Here is a 23,635-nt window from a genome sequence, read left to right as displayed (position 1 = left end):
TTCATGATCGGGGGTGCCTGGAAAAGTCATGACCGTTAGGGGCGTGCCTACTCGGAGTCACCGTTCACCGGGTACTACCCCGAACCAGGCTGGGTGGAATCAGGCGTTGGCACGTTCCAAGGCCTGGGCACTCGATGACGAGTGAGCGGCACCCATGAATCTACGTGACAGCAATATCGGCAAGCTGGATCAGCGCGTCTACGACGTGCTGATCATTGGCGGCGGCATCAACGGCGCGGTGTCTGCTGCCGCCCTGTCGGGCAAGGGCGCGGCCGTGGCCTTGATCGACAAGCGTGATTTTGCCGGTTTCAGCAGCCAGCAGTCATCGAACCTGGCCTGGGGGGGCATCAAGTATCTCGAAAGCGGCGATTACACGCTGGTCAGAAAGCTGTGTCTGAGCCGCAATCATCTGATTCGCCACTATCCATCGCGAGTCAAGGAGATTCGCTTCTTTGCCACGATAGAAAAGGGTTTCCGCTTTCATCCCCTGATTCTCTGGGCGGGTACCTGGGTGTACTGGCTGTTCGGGAACGGTTTCACCAGGATGCCGCGCCGCTTTTCGAGGCAGGCCATCGCGCACGAAGAACCGCTGGTCGACACGCGCTACGCCGCGGGCGGCTGCGAATATTCAGACGCCTACCTGCACGACAACGACTCCCGCTTTGTTTTTCAGTTCGTTCGCTCGGCAATGGACCGCGGCTGCATCGCGGCCAATTACGTGGAATCGCTCGGCGCCCGCCGTGCAGGCGGGTACTGGCGGACCAGGGTGCGCGATGTGATCAATGGGCGGACCCTCGAAATCTGCTCGAAGGTGCTGATTAACGCTGCCGGTCCGTTTGTGGACGAGCACAATGCACTGACTGGCGAAGAAACGGATCATCATCATCTGTTTTCCAAGGGCATCCACCTGATCGTGCCGCAGATCACTCCGAAGCAGCGAATCCTGACCTTTTTCGCCGACGACGGGCGCCTGTTTTTCGTCATCCCGATGGGCGTTCGCACCTGCATCGGCACCACCGACACACGGGTGGACTCGCCGTTCACCGAGGTGACCGACGAAGATCGTCAGTTCGTTCTCGACAACATCAACAAGCGCCTCAAGATCGCGCGGCCACTGAGCCGCGCCGACATCATCGCCGAGCGTTGCGGGGTGCGCCCGCTGGTGGTCAAGGCGAGAGGCGACGGCGGGCTCCGGGACTGGATGCAGTTGTCGCGCAAGCACGAGATCGATGTCAATTGGGCCACGGCTCATCTGAGCATCTTTGGCGGCAAGCTGACCGACTGCGTCAACGTGGGTGACGAGGTATCAAAGATCGTCACCCGGCTTGGTGTCGCGCTGCCGTACCGGCAATACAAGTGGTATGGCGAACCGCACCCTTCGGTACGCGAGGAATACATGCATCAGGCCAGGCTGATGAATCTCGACAGCTATACCTCGCCGGAGTCGATCGAGAGCCTGAGCAGTCGGCTATGGCGGCGCTACGACCAGCAGGCACTGGCCCTGCTTGCCGAAATCCGCGAGAACCCGAGGCAGGCGGAAGTCTTGATCAAGGGTACCGACTACATTCGTTGCGAGATTCGGCTGGCCAGACATCAGGAAATGATCGTCAAGCTCGAAGATTTCCTGCGGCGCCGCTCCAAGATCGCCCTGGTGGTGCGCCGGGAAGACATCAGAAACGCCAACGGGCTGATGGAGGCGTGTGAAATCCTGTTCGGCGATCAGGCCAGGGAGAAATACGACGAGTATTTCCTGGAGCGATCAGACGCTGGGGGATAGCCCACCCTCGAGCTTCCCGAAGACCCGCCCTTGCCGAGAAACAGGCAAGGCGCACAACGACGTCGAGGAGAACTCGGTGACCCGCTTCTTGGCGAAGTTCTGGATGCACGAAGCAGCACGCGCGCTCGGCTTCCGGACCGGCGTCGTCGCACCGGCAGACGTCGATTGGCAGAAGCTGCCACCGCCGGCCACCAGGAAACAGCCGACCCTCACGATCTCATCTGCGCGCACAAGTCCTTCGGTTTTGACTGGTTCGTTCCCGAACGGTTGAAGATCTCTATGTGCAGGGAGGCGCCCATTCCGATAGAATTTTGGGTTGTTATTCCGTGAGGATATGGCCCGATGCTCCACCTGGGCTTCTTCCAGTTCGTGCACAACGCCAGAATCCGTGGCAAAGGCTTGCTGAAACATCTCCTCAATGCCCTCTTGGCCTAGCCGTCCGAAACGCATAAAGAGCCAAAAAAAGACCTCGAACCGCGTTTGGCTCAGGCGGAACAGGGTCAGCGAGCCGTGTTCTTCGTAGACGCGGCGCACTTTGTCCTTGGTGCCTTCATGTCGGTGGTGTGGTGCTTGACTCGGGTCTGGATCAGGGCGCCCTCGGGCAGGCAGCGCTTCCCTGCCCGGCGGCGGGTTCCGATGCCCGGATCGGGGCGCTTGCCTTCATTCACCGCTTTGGCGCGCTGCTCAATCCGCATGAGCACTTCCACTGCATCGTCATCGAAGGCGTCTTCGAGGCGGACGCTTCAGGAACGGCGACGTTTCAGGAAAGCAGTGCCCCCGACCGGAAATTGCTCGACGAAGTGCAGGCCAAGGTCCGCCGCCGTCTGCTGCGCGCGCTGACCCGGCGCGGTGTGCTTGAGCCGGAAGATGCCGAGACGATGGCAAGCTGGGAGCACGAGGGTGGCTTCTCGGTCGACGCCAGCGTGCGCGTCGAAGGGGCCGACCGCCTGGGCCTGGAACGGCTGCTACGGTATTGCGCTCGACCGGCCTTTGCGCTGGAACGTTTGCGTGAACTCGACGCCGAACACCGGGTCTATGAGCGCGTCAAGCCGGGTCCCTGCGACAGCGTCCGCTGGATGCTCACGCCGCTCAAACGGTTCGAGCGTCTGGCGGCGCTGATTCCACCCCCGCGCCGTCCTCGACATCGGTACTACGGCGTACTGGCGCCCAACGCACCGCTACGCGCACAGGTCACCGCGCTTGCCGGCGTGCCAGAGCGTCCGACCGCGCCGCTGGTTACAGCGACTGAGACGGAGACTGAGCCAATCGCGGCGCCAATCACCGCCCCAGGCGCGTCGTCCGACAGCGAGGAGCAGGCAGAGGAAGCGCCCCTGCGTCGTGCGACCGGCTACGTCTGGGCGCTGCTGCTCACGCGGATCGATGAGGTCTTTCCGCTCGTCTGCCCACGCTGCGGCGGTGAGATGCGAATCATCGCCTTCATCACCGACGCCGGCGCGGTGCGCGACATCCTGACCCATCTGGGCGAGCCAACATCGCCGCCACGCCTGATGCCCGCCCGTGCACCGCCGCTCTGGGAGATGCAGGGCGCCACCATGGGCGAGGACGACCCACAGGCTCAACCGGCACCTGAGTACGAATTCGACCAGCGTATCGCCTGGTAGGTGCGGGTTGGAAGTATCCATGCGCAAAGGTCCAGACTGAAGCCAGACGAGCTGCCATCGCCCGTCGTGGGACGACTCGTGCCTGTGTTCATCGGCCCGGCCGGGCGGATGAACACAGGCACTGGGCGAGGCGGGATTCGGATGACTTTTCATGGGTTCCTGGGACCCAATCCGAGATTGACGCCCGTTGATGAAGGCTCATATACTCCATATACTCTCGATGGTGCCGTTGGATTTCCTATCCTTGGCCATCAGCGTGCGCTAGTCGCATCGATTCTAGACGTCGGAGTTGTAGATCCCCCCTCGTCTGTTATCGCGGCTTTCGATCAGCGTGTCGACGGCTTGCTGGCTCGAACGTTTGAGTGTCGACGCGAAACCTGCACCCTCACCAACCTGCGTGACACCCTCCTGCCCAAGCCGATCTCCGGTGAATGCTGCGTGTGAAGGATGCCGAGAAGCGAATCGAGGAGATCACATGAAACCGTCCGATGTACGACCCGGCGCCCCGGCGCGCATCGAGTACCTGAAGGTACAGAACTTCCGCGCCTTGCGCGAGGTCGAGTTCAAGGAACTGACGCCCTTGACGGTGCTTCTCGGCCCCAACGGCAGCGGCAAGTCCACCGTCTTCGACGTGTTCGCTTTCCTGGCCGAGTGCTTCGAAGTGGGGCTCCGTCGAGCCTGGGACAAGCGCGGCAGGGCCAAGGAACTCAAGACTCGCGGCGGCGAGGGGCCGGTATCGATCGAGATCAAGTACCGCGAGCGGGGTTATCCGCTGATTACCTATCACCTGGCCGTGGACGAGCGCGCTGGCAGGCCGGTGGTGATCGAGGAGTGGTTGCGCTGGAAGCGCGGTAGCCACGGGCAACCGTTTCGCTTTCTCGACTACCGCGAGGGTCTAGGCCGCGCCGTCAGCGGCGAACAGCCCGATGCACAGGACCGGCGCATCGAGGTGCCGCTGAAGTCCTCCGACTTGCTGGCGGTGAACGCGCTGGGTCAATTCGCCGAGCATCCTCGTGTCGCCGCCTTGCGGGAGTTCATCACTGGCTGGTACGTGTCCTATCTGTCGGCAGACAGCGCACGTGGCCAGCCTGAGGCCGGTCCGCGCGAGCGCTTGAGCAAGACCGGCGACAATCTCGCCAACGTGATCCAGTACCTGGCCGAGCAGCACGAGGGACAGCTCGAACGAATCTTTGCCGTGCTGCGTAGCCGCGTGCCACGAATCGAACGTGTACTCGCCGAGACCATGCCGGACGGCCGCCTGCTGCTGCAGATCAAGGATGCGCCGTTCAGCCATCCGGTACTCGCGCGCTTTGCCTCCGACGGTACGCTGAAGATGCTCGCCTATCTGGTGCTGCTTTACGACCCGGTGCCACCTCCCTTCATCGGCATCGAAGAGCCCGAGAACTTCCTGCACCCGCGCCTGCTGCCGGAACTCGCCGAGGAATGCCGAACCGCCAGCGGGCGTACGCAGTTGCTGGTGACTACACATTCTCCCTTCTTTCTCAATGCACTACGGCCGACAGAGGTGCGCGTGCTGTGGCGCGACGAGCAGGGTTACACGCAGACGCAGCGCGCGTCGGACTTGCCCGGTGTGCCCGAGTTTGTCGAACACGGCGCCTTGCTTGGCCATCTCTGGATGGAGGGCCAGCTTGGCGTCGGCGATCCGCTGGTCAATCAGGGAGCGCCAACTCGCCCCCTGCGAGCGCGCAAGCCATGACGGCAATGCATCTGGAATTCCTGGTCGAGGAGCCGTCGATGGAGGCCTTCCTGCGCGCCCTGTTGCCGCGCCTGCTGCCCAGCGATCGCAGCTTCGAGGTGCATCCATTCCAGGGCAAGAGCGACCTCCTGAGCAAGTTGCTGGATCGTCTGCGCGGCTATGCGCAGTGGTTGCCGGAAGACTGGCGCATCGTCGTGGTGGTCGACCGCGACGACGACGACTGCGCGAAACTGAAGACAAAGCTTGAAGCGATGGCCGAGGCAGCCGGATTGATGACGCGATCACGCGCCGCTGGGCGACGGTGGCAACTCGTCAACCGCATCGCGATCGAGGAACTCGAAGCGTGGTACTTTGGCGATTGGCAGGCAGTCTGCCGCGCCTATCCGCGAGTGTCGCCCAACCTTCCGAAGCAGGCAGCCTTTCGCGATCCCGATGGCATCCGCGGTGGCACATGGGAAGCCTTCGAGCGCGTCCTACAGCGGCAGGGTTATTTCAGGACTGGCTTGCGAAAGATCGAGGCCGCGCGAACCTTCGGGACTCAGCTCGATGCCGATCGCAGCCATTCGCGGAGTTTCGTGACGTTCCGCGCGGCGATTGCCGAGGCGATCGCATGAATCATCGACCCCCTGCGACCGAGTTGAGCCATTCATGGCCAGCTTCACCGAATCCCTCGTCGAAGACGCCGCCCTCGCCTGGTTCGAAGCCCTGGGCTACACGGTGCTGCACGGACCGGCCATCGCCGTCAGTCAACCTGGCGCCGAGCGCAGCGACCCGAACTACCACGACGCGATGCTTGACGGGCGGCTCCGCCAGGCACTCGTCAGCCTGAATCCCGACCTACCGCACGCAGCGCTGGAAGACGCCTTTAGAAAGCTGACGCGCAGCGATGTGTTATCGCTAATCGAGCGCAACCGCGCGGTGCCCCGGATGCTCCTCGACGGCGCCACGGTCGCGTACCGCCGCCAGGATGGCTCGATCGCGGGCGCGCAGGCGCGCGTCATCGACTTCGACACGCCGGAGAACAACGACTGGCTGGCCGTCAACCAGTCAGGCTGATGAATCTCGACAGCTATACCTCGCCGGAGTCGATCGAGAGCCTGAGCAGTCGGCTGTGGCGGCGCTACGACCAGCAGGCACTGGCCCTGCTCGCCGAGATCCGCGAGAACCCGAGACAGGCGGAAGTCTTGATCAAGGGTACCGACTACATTCGTTGCGAGATTCGGCTGGCCAGACATCAGGAAATGATCGTCAAGCTCGAAGATTTCCTGCGGCGCCGCTCCAAGATCGCCTTGGTGGTGCGCCGGGAAGACATCAGAAACGCCGACGGGCTGATGGAGGCGTGTGAAATCCTGTTCGGCGATCAGGCCAGGGAGAAATACGACGAGTATTTCCTGGAGCGATCAGACGCTGGGGGATAGCCCACCCTCAAGCTTCCCGAAGACCCGCCCTTGTCGAGAAACAGGCAAGGCGCACAACGACGTCGAGGAGAACTCGGTGAACCCGCTTCTTGGCGAAGCCCTGGGGATGAGCTCGGAAGTGGTCTGTTGACTGGTGATCAAATGAACAGTAGAGTGGCCCGCATCCTGACGGTCATGACTTTCCCGGCCACTGATCATGAAAGTCATCATCGTTTCCCTCTCCCCTGACCCCTCCACTGCGAGGGAGAAGAGAGATTCGTGAGTCGCTGACGCGACTTTCACATGAAGGGCGGAACGGAAGCATAACAATCATGTCTCGAGTGGAGGGGGTGAGGCACGAGGACGTCATCTGGCTTCTGGGCAGCCTCAGCGCACTGTACCGCTTGCCGTTCGAAGCGAGTCTGATCGAGCAGGAGTTTCCGCCGCCGTACACCCTCGCCACCCTGCACGAAGCAGCACGCGCGCTCGGCTTCCGGACCGGCGTCGTCGCGCAGGCAGACGTCGATTGGCAGAAGCTGCCGCTGCCGGCCATTGCGTTTCTGCAGACTGCGGCTGTCCCGGAAGGGCCACCGCCGGTCTGCCACCCGGTTCTGATCGTAAACACCGATGGTCAGTCGCTGCTCTGCTTCGCAGCCGGCAAGCAAACTCCCGAAACACTGCCGATTGCCGAAGCGCACCGGCGTTTCGAAGCGGAAGTCATTCTGCTTGCCAGAAACGCCACCGCCGGCCACCAGGAAACGGCCGACCCTCACGATCTCGTCTGCGCGCGCAAGCCCTTCGGTTTTGACTGGTTTGTTCCTGAACTCGTCAAGCACCGGTCGATCTGGCGCGACGTGTTGCTTGCCAGTCTGGCGATCCAGTTCGTCGGCCTGGCAACGCCTCTGTTCACCCAGGTGATCATCGACAAGGTGGTCGTCCATCAGACGCACGGCACGCTGATCGTACTGGGTGTCGCACTGCTGATGTTCATGCTCTTTTTCGGCAGCATGACCTGGTTGCGCCAGTATCTCATCCTGCACACCGGCAACCGCATCGATGCCGTCCTCGGCGCCCAGGTCTTCCGGCACCTGCTGCAACTGCCGCTTCCCTACTTCGAACATCGCCCGACCGGCACGCTGGTCGCGCGTCTGCAGGGGATCGAAACCATTCGCGAGTTCGTCTCGGGCGCGTCCGTCACCCTGATTCTCGATCTTCCCTTTCTGCTGCTGTTTCTGGCGGTGATGTTCGCCTATAGCTGGCAGCTCTCACTGATCGCCATCGTCCTGCTCGGGGCGATCGCCGTCATCAGTCTCCTGGTCGCACCGCTGTTTCGCACCAGACTCAACCGGCAATTCCTGCTCGGCGCCCGCAACCAGGCATTCCTGACCGAGTACCTTGCGGGCATGGCGACCGTCAAGTCGCTGCAGATGGAACCCGACATCGATCGTAAATATGGCGATTACCTGGCCCAGTACCTTGCTGCCGGCTTCGCGACCCGACAGGTTGGCAATACCTACAACGTGGTGGCCAACGGACTCGAACAGTTGATGACCCTCGCCATCCTGATCGTCGGCGCGCTGCTGGTGATGCAGAACGAGGGCTTCACTGTCGGCATGCTGGTCGCCTTCCAGATGTTCGCCAGCCGCATGAGCCAGCCTCTGCTGCGAATCGTCGGTCTGTGGCAGGAGTTCCAGCAAGCCAGCATCGCCGTCAAGCGGCTCGGCGACATCCTCGACATGCCGCGCGAGCCGCACACGCTGGTTCCGCATCGCCAGAAGCTCGATGAAGCTCTGCTGACCATCGACAAGCTTGCTTTCCGCTACTCCGAACAGCATCCCTGGCTATTCAGAAATCTCGACCTGGCTTTCCCACCGGGTCAGCTGACCGTCGTCACTGGTCCTTCAGGCTGCGGCAAGAGCACGCTGGCGAAACTGCTGCTCGGCTTCTATCAGCCGGTGGAAGGTCACATTGCGCTTGACGGCAAGGACATCCGTCATCTCGCCGCCAACGAACTGAGAGCGACTTTCGGAGTGGTACCGCAGGAGACCGTGCTGTTTTCCGGCACGCTCTACGACAATCTGCTCATGGCGCACCCGCATGCCGGTTTCGAGGAGATCGTCGCCGCCTGCAAGGCCGCCGAGATTCACGAAGTCATCGAACGGTTACCGAAAGGCTATCAGACCGAGATCGGCGAACGCGGCACCGGGCTTTCCGGCGGACAGCGGCAGCGCATCGCCATTGCCCGGGCACTGCTCAAGCGCCCGCGCATCCTGATTTTCGACGAAGCCGTGTCCAACCTCGACCCGCAAACGGCCGGACACCTTGCGTCAACGATCAACCAGCTGAAGGGGAGGGTGACGATGATCTTCATTACCCACCAGGTTCCGGCCGGCCTGCAGGTCGATGAGGTATTCGCTTTTCACGGCACGCCGGGCGCAGTTTCGGTCAAATAAAGCGCTGCTAACGGTCATGACTTTTCCAGGCACCCCCGATCATGAAAGTCATGACCGTTTCCCTTGTATGCTTCGTTTTGTGGTTTTTCGTTCGTTCAAGAGAGGAGATGAAGTCATGGCTGGAAGGGTGTCAAGAGGACCGTGGAATAAATGCGAGAGAGGTATTTTTCTCTTGCGTTTATGCCGCGAAAGCCTCTTGACATCCTGTAAGCCAAGTACACTTGAGGCAGGGGCTGGGGAGGGGTTGATCATCCCCGGCCGCTGCCTCACGGCGAGTGCGGGGTTTGGGGCAGAGCCCCAAGGTTTAGGTCGTAGAGTGCCACGGAGGTGTGGTGGAAACGAGTTCGGAAGGCGACGCACAGCCCGACGCCCCTCTGGGACATCAAGCCCGTGGGAGAGCACTTGGCGTGCATTGTCAGCCGTTTGTCTGAATACCGAACAGTTGCTGGTTGGCACGTGCCGGAAAGCCGTGACCACGTATTTGCAAGGATGGCTATAGATGAACGCTTCTGAATCAACGTTTGTGGGTATTGACGTTTCCAAAGACACGCTGGAGATCGCTTTAGACGACCAATCAAAAACCCAATGCATTGCCAATGCTGACGCTGATATAGCGGCGTTGGTCAAAGAGCTCGTTCCACGTTCTGAGGAGATTGGGGCGATCGTATTGGAGGCCACGGGAGGCTTCGAGCGCCAGGTGGCGGCGGCACTCTGTGCGGCCGGGCTGCCGGTGATGGTGGTCAATCCGAGGCAGGCGCGAGACTTTGCCAAATCCATGGGATACCTTTCCAAGACGGACGCCATTGATGCGCGAGTCCTGTCGCACTTTGCGCGGACACTGCACCAATCGGCGCAGCGGGAACGGCTGTTGATGAAACTGCCCGATGCCAACCAGGAGGCGTTGGAAGCCTTGCTTGTACGCCACAACCAGCTCATTGGCATGCGCGTGGCGGAAGGAAACCGATTGGCCCTGAGCCATGGTTCGCAACACAAGAGCATCAAGGCAGTCCTCAAAATACTGGATCGACAGATCGTGGCGGTTGATAAAAGCATGGCTGGCATGCTGAAAGAGCATTTTGCCGAGAAGCTCGCTTTGTTCAAAGGCTTCAAAGGGGTCGGACCGTGTACGCAAGCGAGTCTGATGGGGGCATTGCCTGAGTTGGGCCAACTCACCCATGCGCAGATTGGCAAGTTGGTCGGAGTCGCTCCATTAAACGCGGACAGTGGTCGCCACAAGGGTAAGCGCATCACCTGGGGTGGTCGAGCGACGGTCCGTACCGCTTTATACATGGCGGCCTTAAGTGCCATACGTTACAACCCCGTCATCAAGACCTTTTATGAACGTTTGCTTGCTAACGGAAAACTCAAAAAAGTCGCGCTGGTCGCTTGCATGCACAAGATGCTGACGATCATGAACGCCATAGTCAAATCGGGTATTCCGTGGAATCCAGAGCATGCAAAATGCGCCTAAAAAAGCTTGACTGGGAACACAGTTGCTCTCCCCCGACCCCTCCCCCGCGAGGGGGAGGGGAGATTCGTGAGTCGCGGACGCGACTTTCACATTAATGAGTGCGCGTGTCGACACGGAACGGCGTCCGGCGCACCGGTGGGCGACAGCCGCAGTGGCTGCTTTCCCGTCGGCATCGCGCGTGATGCCTTGACTTTTTTCTGATGCTGGACTTAAGTACAGATGCCGAAAACTCCTAAGACGATGAGGCACGCCATGGACCCGTTCGCTGCGCTTTCCGGCAGGTTCGTCATTAATGCCGTCCATTCCCAGGCGGCGACTCCGCCGCCTGGGAAGCACCTGAACCGGATCAGCAAGCGCATGCGTGCCCGGCGGCATCGCCCGCTGTCGCCGCCATTCTTCCTTGGCTGTCCTGAAATTCTCTACCCCGCGAGCACGCCGAGGACAAGCGGGGCTTGCTCGGCCGTGTCGCTTGCAGAAAAGACTCTGAAAATTAAGGAGGACTGATATGCCAGCGAAGCCGATTGCCATTTCTCTCAAGTTCGGCCATCTGCAGATGGCCGCGGAAGCCTTCCTGATTGACCGGGATACCGGTAAGAAGCTGTTCCGGGACGCGGATCTGAAAGGCGCACTGGAACCTGGCAACACCCACTCCGCAGCAGGAAAGCTCCCCGCTGCGGCCAACCGTCATGATTGGATCGCCGCATGAACCCGCGCGCGCTCCTCGCGCTCGTGGTCTGCCTGACGGGCTGTTTCTCGCCAAATGCTGCGCAGGAAGCCGACATTGCCGCCCGCCGCAGTCGTTTGCAAACGGCCGAGGCAATGTTTCAGGAACGCTGCAAGAAAGCGGGCGTCACCATCCATCGCACGGCCGAGAACGTCGAGGGCGTGCTGCTGATGAAACTGCGGTCGGGCAAGATCAATTTTGGCGAGCAGTTCCTGCTCGATGACCCGTATGGGCGAGATTTGGGGGGAGACGGGTATATCGTCAGTTTCCTCCGCGGCAGCTTTCAGGCAAATACGAGCGGCACACCTCCGCCCGGCTTTCCGCCGCGTGTCGGCTATCTCTACGTAGAGGCCGTCGATCCCAAGGACGGGAAACGGTACCGCTATACCGGGTCTGTGAAGGCAGTCGGGCGCAAGGATGTCACGGCGGAGAATGTGCGTCGCGAGCTTGCAGCAGACCCTGCTTACGACCTCAACATCTACGCTTACGTCCTCGACAAAGTCCCCGCCCTCGGTCCAGCCCCCCGCTACGGCATCACCTACGACGACCTCTCGACGCGCGAAGAACGCGAGTACTGGATCGCCGGCAGTTCGCTGCGCGTGATCGACCTCAAGACCCAGGAAGTAATGGCCGAGCGTATCGGCTACATGATGGATCGTGCCCAGGGCTCCGGTGCCGGCGGGCGGTCGCCCTGGCTTTTCGCTGCCGATCATGCCTGCCCGAGTTTCGGCACTCGGCATGGGTCTGGCCGACAGCCTCGCCAAGCGCAAGACTTCGCCGAAAAGGTCCTCAAACCCAAATTGGAGAACTGAAAAATGCCTGCTCCGACGATTGCTGACTATCTCAAGTATGCAAGCCTCCAGATGGCGGCTGAGGCATTCATTCGAGACGAAGAAACCAACATCCTCAGGGATTCCAACGAGGATCTTACTGACGCCCTTAAAGAAGGCAACAAGCACACCTCCCGCTTCCCCGAATCCGAAGCCAGGAAATTCGCCGATCCCGTTGACGGCTGGACGGTTCTCGACCAACGCGCCAACACCCCCACTGGCTTCTCCGGCACGCTGTTCAAGAACAACAAAACCAATGAGCTCGTCCTGAGCTTCCGCTCAACCGAATTCATTGACGACGCGGTGCGCGACAACGAGGCGACCAACGTCAAGGAGATCAAGGATACCGGTTGGGCGTGGGGGCAGATCGCCGATATGGAAACCTGGTACGACGAACTGCGCCGCGATCCGGGCAAACTCCAGGGCCAAACGTTCTCGGTCACCGGTTACAGCCTCGGCGGGCATCTGGCCACCGCCTTTCACCTCCTGCACCCGGACGACGTCAAGGAAGTCGTCACCTTCAATGGCGCCGGTGTCGGCAAGGTGAAGAGCGGGGGGCTCGCCGACGGGCTGCGGGCTGCGCTCGATACCTTCAACGGCTTGCGCAGCGACCCCGAACGGATGGCCTTCGCCCTCTCTTCCGGGTCGCCGGCGATCGCCACGTTCTATCGCGAGGTGCGCAGCCATCTCGCCGACGGCAGTTGGACGGTGGCGCAGGCGTCCGATGCGGTCCGCAGCAGCACGCTGACCGGTGGTCTGATCAGCGACCCCGAACGTGAGGCTTTCGCCCAGGAGAAGAAGCGTCTGCAAACCGCACTCGAAGAGATCACCAAGTTGCAGGCGGATATCGTACGCGTCGCCGGACTCATCGCCGGTGGCGAAGGAGAGGGCGCGGCAAGCTCTCCGAAAGCAGTCCCCGCCAAGGAGATCCTGGCGCTCGACCTCGACTACCGGCTGGCGGTCTCGTTCGCCGCCGAGCGAACCGTCCCCGCCAGCCTCCTCAGCGGTGCGCTGCGCAGTATTGGCAACAAGGTTTACGGGGAGCCCCTGTTCACCAATCAGTACGATCTCGTCGGACGGGAAACGACCACCGCAGAATGGTCGGCAGTGGCACATTCGCAGTGGCACCACGGCAGCGACGTCCGGGTATTCATCGAAGACCAGCCGTTCTCGCGCGGAAATTATCTCTCCGAAGTGACCAGGGAGTCTCTCAAGGCGCGTGACTTCAAGGGCCTGGTCAACCACTACGCGGTCAACGACTTCGGCGACAACCACAGCCTGGTGCTGATCATCGACTCGCTGAATGTCCAGAACGCTCTGTTGCAACTGGTTCCTGAAACGCAGCGCGCCGCCACTACTGAGGCCCTCGACACTGTCTTGCGCCAGGCCTCCTGGCACCAGGCAGAAAGCAAAAACGGCATGCAGGGCAAGGCCGAAGGGGATGTTCTGGAAACCGTCGTCAATGCCCTCGCCGACCTGTTGCTCGGCTCGCAGCCGCACGACCAGCGCCTGCAAGGCAGCCTCGACGGCAACACCTTCTCGAGAACCGACAACATCGATCGCTACGCCGGCCGCGACGCGCTCTACGCCAAGCTCGACGCCATCACCGGCAGCCCGACCTACCGCGCTCTTGCCGGCCAGTTGACGCTCAAGGTGGTCGACCCCGACATCGAGCGCGCAGCGCGCAGCGACTTCGCCGCTTTCGCCGCGCTGTACACCCTGAGCCCCTTCGTGTTGTCGGCCGGCAATCCGGAAATTCTGAAAGCCGCATTGAGTAGCGCCTGGAGCGACCTCTACACCGACTGGGAGGCGGACCAGGCCGCTCTTGCCACCGGCGCAGACCCGCTTTCGCTTAGGATCAGTGACGCCTGGTTGCACGACCGCGCCGATTTCATGCAACGCCTTCTGTGGTTCAACGCCAACAACAAGAACCCGGAACAAGTGACCCTCGACCCGGCAAAGGACAGTCATCGGTATCAGACGGACAGCACTTATTTCGAAGATTCCTTCAGTGCCTACAAGATCGCCCAAGGCTTCCCGTCCGACAGCCCCTTGACCAGTACCCGGCGCCACCTCTTCGGTGACGGCGAGGCCAACACGCTTTCCGGTGGTGGCGTAGACGACGATCTCTACGGCGGCACCGGCAACGACACCCTCAACGGCAACAACGGTGCCGACTATCTCGAAGGCAACGCCGATCACGACACGCTCGATGGCGGAGGCGAAAACGACACTTTGAACGGTGGTCCCGGCGATGACGTCCTGATCGGTGGCGACGGCGAAGACACGTACGTCATCAACCGCGGCGACGGCAACGATCGTATCGTCGATACCGGCAGGAACTTCCTCAAGTACAACGGCAAACTGATCGCCGGTCTCTTCGTCCAGAACCCCGGCTCGGACATCTACACCTTCGTCGGCGACGAAGGCTTTGAGATGAAGTTCCACTCCCCAGGCGTTCTCACCCTCGACGACCGCACGTCGCTTACCTTCGACCACTACAGCAGCCCGGAAGCCTTTGCCGAAAGCGACTTTGGCATCCGGCTCGCGCAGGCTCCGGACGCTGCCAGAATCACCCGGGAAATCGTCGGCGATCGACAGGTCGTAGACTTCGATCCTGCCCTGGACGGCATCCAGTCCCGGTATGACGACCTGCGCAACCTGATCAGAGATCCCGCAATTCCCGCTCTCGGGGCAACGGACATCCTGCATAACAGCGTCGGCAACGATCACATGATTCTCGGCGATGGCTTCAATCTGGCGCTGGCGGTTCCGGACGCCGCTGGTGAAACCCAGCCCTTTCTCACTCAACGCACTGGCGACGACTGGATCGTCGGCGGCAAGAAGGTGGATTTCGTGGTCGGCGGAAGCGGGCGCGATACCATCGAAGGCGGTCCTGGGGGGTTCGATCTGCTGGCCGGTGGTGACGCCGACGACATCCTCTTTGCCGACCGAGCCGAGACGCTTGCTCTCCAGGTCAGGGAAGCCGGCAACAACGAGCGCGGTGACCTCGTCTCGGGTCAGGGTGGCCATGACATCCTGTATGGTTCTCCCAGCACGGATCTCATCTACGGTGGAGCCGGCAATGACTTTCTTGGCGGTTTGGGTGGCGACGACTATCTTTTTGGCGATCAGGATCGCTTTGTCTACGGCGCCTGGAATGTCCACCGCAACGAATTTGAGTTCGTTGTCGAGCTCACGGCCATCGATGACCAATTCCAGGAAGGTCCCCCCGGCAGCGGCAACGACACGATTACCGGCGACAAGGGCAACGATGTGGTCTGGGCTGGAGCCGGCAACGACGATGTCGACGGGGGCGACGACAACGACATCCTGTGGGGCGGGGATGGCAACGACTTCCTGGTAGGCGGTAACGGCGAAGATTTTCTGCATGGCGGCGCTGATGACGATACCCTCGAAGGCAGTGCCGGCCACGACACCCTGATCGGCGCCGGCGGCGGGGACAAGCTGCAGGGGGGCAGCGGCAATGACAACCTGCAGGGCGACGCCGGCGGCTCGGCGGTCACCGAACAAGGCGACGACAGACTGTATGGGGACGCCGGCGACGACATCCTGCTGGGATTCGCCGGTAGCGATACCCTTTTCGGTGGCGACGGCGATGACGAACTGTACGGCGATACGGACCTCACGCCTTTGGCCAGCCAGGGCCATGACCTGCTGAACGGCGGCGCTGGCAACGACTACCTGCGCGGCTACGCTGGCAACGACACTCTTGAAGGCGGTGGCGACAACGACTCGCTGCTCGGCGAGGGCGGCCAGGACTGGCTTGCCGGCGACGCCGGCAGGGATCAACTGTCCGGCGGCGACGACAACGACACCCTGATGGGTGGCGCCGACAGAGACTATCTGGAAGGCGGTGGTGGTAACGATACCCTGGTTGGCGGTATCGGTATCGACTATCTGACCGGTGACGCAGGCGATGACCACTATCTCTTCGCCAGCGGCGACAGCCTGCCCGATGGGTCCGGCATGACCGAGCGAGTCGTCGATCGCGAAGGCAGCAATACCATCGTCTTCCTCGACGCCACGTCAGCCGAACTGCGCCTCGACAGCTTCGCCGGAACCCTGATCATCGACTATGGCAGCAGCGATCGACTGAGCGTCATCGACGGCGTCATCGGCAGCGTGCAACACTACCAGTTCGCCCACGGCGAGACGCTGAGCCACAGCGAACTGATTGGTCGCCAGGCCGATGCGCCGATGAGCGAGGATCGCGATGGATCAAGCATTCGCTTCGGCGGCGAGCACGATGACGACCTGACCGCCACCGCCGGCCACGCGACGCTCTCGGGCGGTCGCGGCAACGACATCCTGCATGGCGACGGTGGTGGCAACACCTATCTCTACAGCCTGGGCGACGGCAGCGACCGGATCATCGATCGCAGCCCGAAGATCGACGCCACCGGTGCCCGGCTGTTCAACACCTTGCGCTTCGGTGCCGGCATCATGCCGGACGACCTCAAGCTGGAGCTGGGCTCGCTCAGGATCCGGGTCGGCAGCGACCCCGACGACGCCATCCACATCGACGGATTCAATCCTGACGATGCCCTCGGGATCTCCACTCCCCCGGCGATCGACCGTTTCGAGTTCGTCGGCGGCGCCGTGCTGACTTACCCCGAATTGCTCGCCAAAGGCTTCGACCTCGTCGGTACGATAGGCAACGACACGCTCAGTGGCACCAGCGTCAGCGACCGTCTCGATGGCGGCTCCGGCAACGACCGCCTGCGCGGCGGTGGCGGTTCCGACACCTATTCCTGGGGAATCGGCAGCGGCCAGGATCACATCGACAACGTCGACAGCTCGACCGGCAAGACCGATACGGTGGCGATCGGCAACGAACTGCTGCCGGGAGACCTCGTTCTCAGGCGCAACGGCGACGACCTGATCGTCAGCGTGCGCGGCACCGACGATCGGCTGACAGTGCTCAGGCACTACGCCGGCGCACCCATCGACGTCATCCGTTTTGCCGACGGCAGACATTGGAGTGTCCTTGAAATCGACGAGCACCTGGAGAATCGGCTGACCGATGGTAACGACATCCGCACGGGCACGCCGGGCAACGATATCCTCGACGCCCTCGCCGGCGACGATGTGGTCGATGGCATGGCGGGTGATGACGAGATCGCCGGCGGTTCCGGCAACGACACGCTGCATGGTGGCGACGGCAAGGACCTGCTCAGCGGTGGCGATGGCGCCGACAGCCTCCATGGTGATGGCGACGACGACAGCCTGGACGGCGGCAGGGGTGCCGACCAACTCGACGGTGGTCGTGGCGGCGATACCTACCGCTTTGGCCACGGCAGTGGCAGCGACCGCATCGTCGACAGCGGCGAAGCGAGCGCAAGCGACGTGATCGTGTTTGCGGCGGAGGTGACGCCGGTGGACCTCAAACTCGGTCGCGAGGGCAACGATCTGATCCTCCAGATCATCGGCAGCGGCGACCGGTTGACCGTGGTCGACGCATTTGCGCCGGGCGCTGGCGCGAAGGCGGTCGAACGTATCGTGTTTTCCGGATCGGCGACGGTCTGGGCGGCCAACGACATTCGTGCACGACTGCTTGCCGACGCTGCGACGGCTGGCAACGACATGATTGCCGGCCTGGAGGATACCGCCAACCGCATCTACGGCCTCGACGGCAACGACACCCTGAGCGGTGGCGCGCTCCCGGACCTGCTCGACGGCGGCAACGGCAACGATCTGCTCAACGGCTTGGGAGGAGATGACCGTTTGCTGGGCGGTGCCGGTGACGACCTCCTCAATGGGGGTACTGGGGCCGATACGCTGTCCGGTGGCCCGGGCCAGGACGTATTGAGCGGGGAAACTGGCAGCGATACCTATGTCTTCGCACGTGGCGACGGGCCCGACGTGATCACCGATGGTGATCTCACGCCGGGTCACGTCGATACCCTGCAGTTTCCCGATCTCAGGGCTGCCGATGTCACGGATACCCTGCGCGCCAACAACGACCTGGTGATCCTGTTCGGCGCAGCCGATCGGGTTACCGTCAAGAATCAGTTTCTTGCGGCCGCCAGCGAGATCGAGCGCTTCAGCTTTACGGACGGCACCGTCTGGGATGCGGCCAGCGTCCGCGCCGGCCTTACTGCCATCGGCGGCAGCACGGGCAATGACACGATCACCGGATCGGCCAGCGACGCCAACCGGATCTACGGTCTGGATGGCCACGACCGGTTGAAGGGAGGCGCCCAGGCAGACCTGCTCGATGGCGGCAATGGCAATGATCTCCTCGATGGCCTGGCCGGGTCCGATACCCTGGTCGGTGGCCTGGGGGACGATATCTTCGTCGTGGATAACGCCGGTGACGTCATCGTGGAGAACCTCGGTGAAGGTAGCGATACCGTCGAGGCATCGATCTCCTTCGATCTATCGGCCAAAGGCGCCCATATCGAGGAACTGAGACTGTCGGGAGCGAGTGCGCTTGCCGGTACGGGTAACGCGCTCGACAACAGCATGAGGGGCAATTCGGCAGCGAACGTGCTGATCGGCGGTGCAGGAAACGACAGTCTCTACGGCGCGAGTGGCAAAGACACCCTCGATGGAGGGATCGGCAACGACTATCTGAATGGAGGCGGCGGCGACGGAGACGATACCTATCGCTTCGGTCGAGGCTCGGGTCAGGATCGCCTGGTAGACAATAAGGTGATCACCCGGGATGACGTGGATGTCGTCTCGTTTGGAGAAGGAATCACCCCGCAGGACATCACGTTTTCCGCGATGACCAATCAAAGTTGGCTGCTGTCGCTGGCGGGAACGCCGGATACCCTGGAGCTGGTCGCGGACGCCGGGTTTAGGTACGGGAACGGACAACCCGTTATTCCCATCAGGAGAATTGAATTCGCCGGTGGCCTGCTGGCCAGCCTCTCCGGCGCGCTGGTCGGTACTGCCTCCAACGATAACCTGTATCTGTATGTCAGGCCATTCGGAAGCGGCAAGGTGCCGGTCAAGGTCCGGATGGACGGTGGCGCCGGCAACGACACAATGAATGGCGATACCGGCAACGACACGCTGCGTGGCGGTATTGATAACGACCTCATCTACGGTGACACATCAGGCGCCTTCGGAAACGATGAGATTTATGGCGACGACGGTGATGATACCCTCTACGGCGGCAGTTCGATCTATGGTCGTCAAGGGACGGACCTGCTCGATGGCGGCACCGGCAATGACATCCTCTACGGTGCCGGCACGGTGCGTTATGGGCGGGGTTACGGCCAGGATCGCGTCATCCACAGGGCAGACCGCATCGATCTCTTCGACCTTCTCCCAGGAGATATCAGCCTGCAGTACCGGACCGACGGCCTCTATTTCAATGTCAACGCCAGCGACTGGTTGAAGATTGAAACGACCGAGCGGAGCATCACGGTTGATAGCGTGTCTTTCGCGGATGGTTCGTCGTGGGACCGGCGAGCGATCGAGGCGATGGTTGCTAGCCAGGGGAACCTTGCCCCGCAGATCGATGTTCCGCTGGCCCCTGTGCTTGCCGTGAAGGGACAGGCCTTCTCTTACGTGCTTCCCGAGAATACGTTCCGTGACCCGAACTCTGGTGATTCGCTCAGATGGTCGGTCAGTGGGCCGTACTGGTTCAGCTTTGACCCGGCGACGCGCAGGATCAGCGGAACGCCGGAAAATGTCGGCAGCGCGACATTGTCTGTTGCCGTGAGGGACTCCGGTGGTGCCAGGGCCTATCAGTTTCTGGAGGTGAGGGTCAGGGAAACCAATCACGCACCGATAGTGAATAGAACGATTCCCTCCATGGTCGTCCAGGAAGGGGTGCCAATCAATCTGAGCATTCCCGCCGATACCTTCATCGACGAAGACGCAGGAGATACCCTGACTTTTGCTGCGACCCTCGCCGACGGCGGTGCGTTGCCGACATGGTTGGTCTTCGATGCCAGATCGGGCACGATTGGCGGCACGCCGCCCGTGGGTGGACTCGGCGATCTCAGCCTTCGCATCATGGCCAGCGATAGTTTGGGGGCGTCTGCCGCAACGCCATTGACGTTGCGGATCGTCGCCACCACAGGCTCGTCGATTACCGGGACAGCGGGTAATGATGTGCTCAACGGCAAGTCGGGAAACGACTGGTTGAACGGTGGAACGGGGGCCGATACGATGAGCGGCGGCCAGGGTGATGATACTTATGTCGTCGATGATGCAGGCGATCTCGTCATCGAGAGCTTGAACGAGGGAGTGGATAGTGTTCAGAGTTCGGTCAGCCATACGCTCGCTAAGCATGTCGAGCACCTCACGCTGACTGGGATCGCACCAATAAACGGTACCGGCAACGAACTCAACAACCAGATCACCGGCAACAGCGGAAACAATGTCCTGAATGGCGGCCTCGGCGCCGACACGCTGGTCGGCGGTCTCGGTGACGACAGCTACACCGTTGATCGCGCCGGCGACCAGGTCATCGAAGCGGCCGACGAAGGCAACGACATCGTCCACAGCCCGATCAGCTGGGTTCTCGGCGACCACCTCGAACGGCTCAACCTGACCGGCAGTGACCCTGCCGACGCGACCGGCAATGACCTCGCCAACACACTCTACGGGCAGACCAACAGCGCCGCCAACCTGCTCACCGGCGGTCTGGGCAACGACATCTATCATCTTGGCAGCGGCGACCGCGTGGCCGAAAATGCCGACCAGGGCAACGACAGTGTCTATGGCTATGGCAGCGAGCACACCCTCGCGGCCAACGTCGAGAACCTCTATCTCGCCGTCACCGGCGCCGCCACGCTGACCGGCAACGAACTCGCCAACAGCCTGCGCGGCAACGCCGGCGACGACCGACTCATCGGTCTCGATGGCAAGGACACGCTCAACGGCGGCCTCGGCGCCGACACGCTGGTCGGCGGTCTCGGTGACGACAGCTACACCGTTGATCGCGCCGGCGACCAGGTCATCGAAGCGGCCGACGAAGGCAACGACATCGTCCACAGCCCGATCAGCTGGGTTCTCGGCGACCACCTCGAACGGCTCAACCTGACCGGCAGTGACCCTGCCGACGCGACCGGCAATGACCTCGCCAACACACTCTACGGGCAGACCAACAGCGCCGCCAACCTGCTCACCGGCGGTCTGGGCAACGACATCTATCATCTTGGCAGCGGCGACCGCGTGGCCGAAAATGCCGACCAGGGCAACGACAGTGTCTATGGCTATGGCAGCGAGCACACCCTCGCGGCCAACGTCGAGAACCTCTATCTCGCCGTCACCGGCGCCGCCACGCTGACCGGCAACGAACTCGCCAACAGCCTGCGCGGCAACGCCGGCGACGACCGACTCATCGGTCTCGATGGCAAGGACACGCTCAACGGCGGCCTCGGCGCCGACACGCTGGTCGGCGGTCCCGGTGACGACAGCTACACCGTTGATCGCGCCGGCGACCAGGTCATCGAAGCGGCCGACGAAGGCAACGACATCGTCCACAGCCCGATCAGCTGGGTTCTCGGCGACCACCTCGAACGGCTCAACCTGACCGGCAGTGACCCTGCCGACGCGACCGGCAATGACCTCGCCAACACACTCTACGGGCAGACCAACAGCGCCGCCAACCTGCTCACCGGCGGTCTGGGCAACGACATCTATCACCTTGGCAGCGGCGACCGCGTGGCCGAAAATGCCGACCAGGGCAACGACAGTGTCTATGGCTATGGCAGCGAGCACACCCTCGCGGCCAACGTCGAGAACCTCTATCTCGCCGTCACCGGCGCCGCCACGCTGACCGGCAACGAACTCGCCAACAGCCTGCGCGGCAACGCCGGCGACGACCGACTCATCGGTCTCGATGGCAAGGACACGCTCAACGGCGGCCTCGGCGCCGACACGCTGGTCGGCGGTCCCGGTGACGACAGCTACACCGTTGATCGCGCCGGCGACCAGGTCATCGAAGCGGCCGACGAAGGCAACGACATCGTCCACAGCCCGATCAGCTGGGTTCTCGGCGACCACCTCGAACGGCTCAACCTGACCGGCAGTGACCCTGCCGACGCGACCGGCAATGACCTCGCCAACACACTCTACGGGCAGACCAACAGCGCCGCCAACCTGCTCACCGGCGGTCTGGGCAACGACATCTATCATCTTGGCAGCGGCGACCGCGTGGCCGAAAATGCCGACCAGGGCAACGACAGTGTCTATGGCTATGGCAGCGAGCACACCCTCGCGGCCAACGTCGAGAACCTCTATCTCGCCGTCACCGGCGCCGCCACGCTGACCGGCAACGAACTCGCCAACAGCCTGCGCGGCAACGCCGGCGACGACCGACTCATCGGTCTCGATGGCAAGGACACGCTCAACGGCGGCCTCGGCGCCGACACGCTGGTCGGCGGTCCCGGTGACGACAGCTACACCGTTGATCGCGCCGGCGACCAGGTCATCGAAGCGGCCGACGAAGGCAACGACATCGTCCACAGCCCGATCAGCTGGGTTCTCGGCGACCACCTCGAACGGCTCAACCTGACCGGCAGTGACCCTGCCGACGCGACCGGCAATGACCTCGCCAACACACTCTACGGGCAGACCAACAGCGCCGCCAACCTGCTCACCGGCGGTCTGGGCAACGACATCTATCACCTTGGCAGCGGCGACCGCGTGGCCGAAAATGCCGACCAGGGCAACGACAGTGTCTATGGCTATGGCAGCGAGCACACCCTCGCGGCCAACGTCGAGAACCTCTATCTCGCCGTCACCGGCGCCGCCACGCTGACCGGCAACGAACTCGCCAACAGCCTGCGCGGCAACGCCGGCGACGACCGACTCATCGGTCTCGATGGCAAGGACACGCTCAACGGCGGCCTCGGCAAAGACATCCTCGAAGGCGGAGCCGGCAACGACGCGCTGACCGACAGCAGTGGCAGCACGCTGTTCAATGGCGAGGCCGGCAACGACATCCTCAGCGGCGGCGCTGACGCGGAGTTTTATCTGGGGGGCGCCGGCAACGACATGCTGCGCACCGGCGCCGGCAACGATGTCATCGTCTTCAACCGGGGCGATGGTCGCGACACGCTTGTGGCCAGTGACTCAGGCCAGGGCGTTCTCTCGCTCGGCGGCGGCATTGCTTACTCGGATCTATCGTTCAGCCAGTCGAATGGCGACCTCGTCGTGACGATCGGGAGTGGTGACCAGATCACCTTCAAGGACTGGTATGCCGCAGGCTCGAACCCCTCCATCCGCAGCGTGCTCCGTCTGCAGGTGATCGCCGAGGCCATGGCCGACTTCGATGCCGGCGGGAGCGATCCGCTGCGTGACCAGAAAGTGGAAACCTTCGATTTCGCTGGCCTGGTCGATGCCTTCGACGCCGCCCGCAGCGCTGCCCCGACACTCACCCACTGGGCGTTGAGCGATGCCCTGACCCGCTTCCAGCTCGCCGGTTCGGACAGCGCTGCGCTCGGCGGCGATCTCGCCTACCAGTACGGCCGCAACGGCAGCCTGACGGGAATCGGCGTGACGCCGGCAAGCGGCGTTCTCGCCGACCCGGCGTTCGGCAACTCGGCCCAGGCACTGACGCCGCTGGTCGGATTGCAGATTGGCACGCAACGACTCGCGTGAGGATCCTGATGACCGTTGAGTGGCGAAGGGCCACCGTTCCGTCCGCCCACTG

The 23,635-nt window shown here is 62.4% G+C and carries 12 protein-coding genes and 2 pseudogenes; 13 read left to right on the top strand and 1 reads right to left on the bottom strand.

Annotation, left to right across the window (positions count from 1 at the left end; all coding sequences use genetic code 11):
• Nucleotides 1–154: 154 nt before the first annotated feature.
• Entirely contained in the window at nt 155–1,777 is a 1,623-nt protein-coding gene (locus V5B59_RS14875; RefSeq protein WP_332352006.1) for a glycerol-3-phosphate dehydrogenase/oxidase, read from the top strand.
• On the opposite strand, the gene V5B59_RS14870 is transcribed toward V5B59_RS14875, so the two are convergent.
• Entirely contained in the window at nt 1,760–2,311 is a 552-nt protein-coding gene (locus V5B59_RS14870; RefSeq protein WP_332352004.1) for a hypothetical protein, read from the bottom strand. The genes V5B59_RS14875 and V5B59_RS14870 overlap by 18 nt on opposite strands.
• On the opposite strand from V5B59_RS14870, the pseudogene V5B59_RS14865 reads away from it, so the two are divergent.
• The 12 genes and pseudogenes from V5B59_RS14865 to V5B59_RS14810 all read left to right on the top strand — a co-directional run.
• A pseudogene (locus V5B59_RS14865) lies at nt 2,246–2,392 on the top strand (IS630 family transposase); the annotation flags it as partial. The gene V5B59_RS14870 and the pseudogene V5B59_RS14865 sit on opposite strands and share 66 nt — an antisense overlap.
• Nucleotides 2,341–3,399, top strand: coding sequence for a transposase (locus V5B59_RS14860; RefSeq protein WP_332352003.1), 1,059 nt, complete (start codon nt 2,341–2,343; stop codon nt 3,397–3,399). The pseudogene V5B59_RS14865 and the gene V5B59_RS14860, both read left to right, overlap by 52 nt.
• Nucleotides 3,400–3,874: 475 nt before the next feature.
• On the top strand, nt 3,875–5,116 hold the full coding sequence (locus V5B59_RS14855; protein WP_034920052.1) for an AAA family ATPase: 1,242 nt from the start codon (nt 3,875–3,877) through the stop codon (nt 5,114–5,116).
• Nucleotides 5,113–5,730 (top strand): DUF4276 family protein, encoded by a 618-nt coding sequence (locus V5B59_RS14850; RefSeq protein WP_034920054.1) that lies wholly within the window; start codon nt 5,113–5,115, stop codon nt 5,728–5,730. Before V5B59_RS14855 ends, V5B59_RS14850 begins: the two co-directional genes overlap by 4 nt.
• A 34-nt stretch (nt 5,731–5,764) precedes the next feature.
• Nucleotides 5,765–6,172 carry a type I restriction endonuclease gene (locus V5B59_RS14845; protein ID WP_034920056.1) on the top strand — a complete coding sequence of 136 codons (408 nt, stop codon included), beginning with the start codon at nt 5,765–5,767 and terminating at the stop codon, nt 6,170–6,172.
• Nucleotides 6,166–6,534, top strand: a pseudogene (locus V5B59_RS14840) (glycerol-3-phosphate dehydrogenase C-terminal domain-containing protein); the annotation flags it as partial. The gene V5B59_RS14845 and the pseudogene V5B59_RS14840, both read left to right, overlap by 7 nt.
• Before the next feature lie 311 nt (nt 6,535–6,845).
• Nucleotides 6,846–8,966: a peptidase domain-containing ABC transporter gene (locus tag V5B59_RS14835; protein ID WP_169068941.1), complete on the top strand. Its 2,121-nt coding sequence runs from the start codon at nt 6,846–6,848 to the stop codon at nt 8,964–8,966.
• Between the two features lie 499 nt (nt 8,967–9,465).
• Nucleotides 9,466–10,437, top strand: coding sequence for a transposase (locus V5B59_RS14830; protein WP_332351565.1), 972 nt, complete (start codon nt 9,466–9,468; stop codon nt 10,435–10,437).
• A 252-nt stretch (nt 10,438–10,689) separates the two neighbouring features.
• A complete protein-coding gene (locus tag V5B59_RS14825) occupies nt 10,690–10,941 on the top strand; it encodes a hypothetical protein (protein ID WP_332352002.1) in 252 nt (83 codons plus the stop codon).
• A 1-nt stretch (nt 10,942) separates the two neighbouring features.
• Nucleotides 10,943–11,143, top strand: a complete 201-nt coding sequence (locus tag V5B59_RS14820) for a hypothetical protein (protein ID WP_332352001.1) — start codon at nt 10,943–10,945, stop codon at nt 11,141–11,143.
• The gene (locus V5B59_RS14815) at nt 11,140–11,973 is read left to right on the top strand and encodes a hypothetical protein (protein WP_332352000.1); all 834 of its coding nucleotides are present in this window, start codon (nt 11,140–11,142) and stop codon (nt 11,971–11,973) included. The genes V5B59_RS14820 and V5B59_RS14815 overlap by 4 nt, the downstream gene beginning before the upstream one ends.
• Before the next feature lie 3 nt (nt 11,974–11,976).
• Entirely contained in the window at nt 11,977–23,583 is an 11,607-nt protein-coding gene (locus V5B59_RS14810; RefSeq protein ID WP_332351999.1) for a calcium-binding protein, read from the top strand.
• Nucleotides 23,584–23,635: the final 52 nt, after the last annotated feature.

Source organism: Candidatus Accumulibacter contiguus, from assembly GCF_036625285.1.
Classification (GTDB): domain Bacteria; phylum Pseudomonadota; class Gammaproteobacteria; order Burkholderiales; family Rhodocyclaceae; genus Accumulibacter; species Accumulibacter contiguus.
The sequence above is the reverse complement of the archived record's forward strand: the minus strand, read 5'-3'. Positions and strand labels throughout refer to the sequence as shown.

Bases quoted from the DNA above. Each gene is read 5' to 3' on its own strand.
- V5B59_RS14835 (WP_169068941.1), top strand. From the start codon at position 6,846: ATGTCTCGAGTGGAGGGGGTGAGGCACGAGGACGTCATCTGGCTTCTG.
- V5B59_RS14815 (WP_332352000.1), top strand. From the start codon at position 11,140: ATGAACCCGCGCGCGCTCCTCGCGCTCGTGGTCTGCCTGACGGGCTGT.
- V5B59_RS14845 (WP_034920056.1), top strand. From the start codon at position 5,765: ATGGCCAGCTTCACCGAATCCCTCGTCGAAGACGCCGCCCTCGCCTGG.
- V5B59_RS14855 (WP_034920052.1), top strand. From the start codon at position 3,875: ATGAAACCGTCCGATGTACGACCCGGCGCCCCGGCGCGCATCGAGTAC.
- V5B59_RS14810 (WP_332351999.1), top strand. From the start codon at position 11,977: ATGCCTGCTCCGACGATTGCTGACTATCTCAAGTATGCAAGCCTCCAG.
- V5B59_RS14850 (WP_034920054.1), top strand. From the start codon at position 5,113: ATGACGGCAATGCATCTGGAATTCCTGGTCGAGGAGCCGTCGATGGAG.
- V5B59_RS14875 (WP_332352006.1), top strand. From the start codon at position 155: ATGAATCTACGTGACAGCAATATCGGCAAGCTGGATCAGCGCGTCTAC.
- V5B59_RS14825 (WP_332352002.1), top strand. From the start codon at position 10,690: ATGGACCCGTTCGCTGCGCTTTCCGGCAGGTTCGTCATTAATGCCGTC.
- V5B59_RS14830 (WP_332351565.1), top strand. From the start codon at position 9,466: ATGAACGCTTCTGAATCAACGTTTGTGGGTATTGACGTTTCCAAAGAC.
- V5B59_RS14820 (WP_332352001.1), top strand. From the start codon at position 10,943: ATGCCAGCGAAGCCGATTGCCATTTCTCTCAAGTTCGGCCATCTGCAG.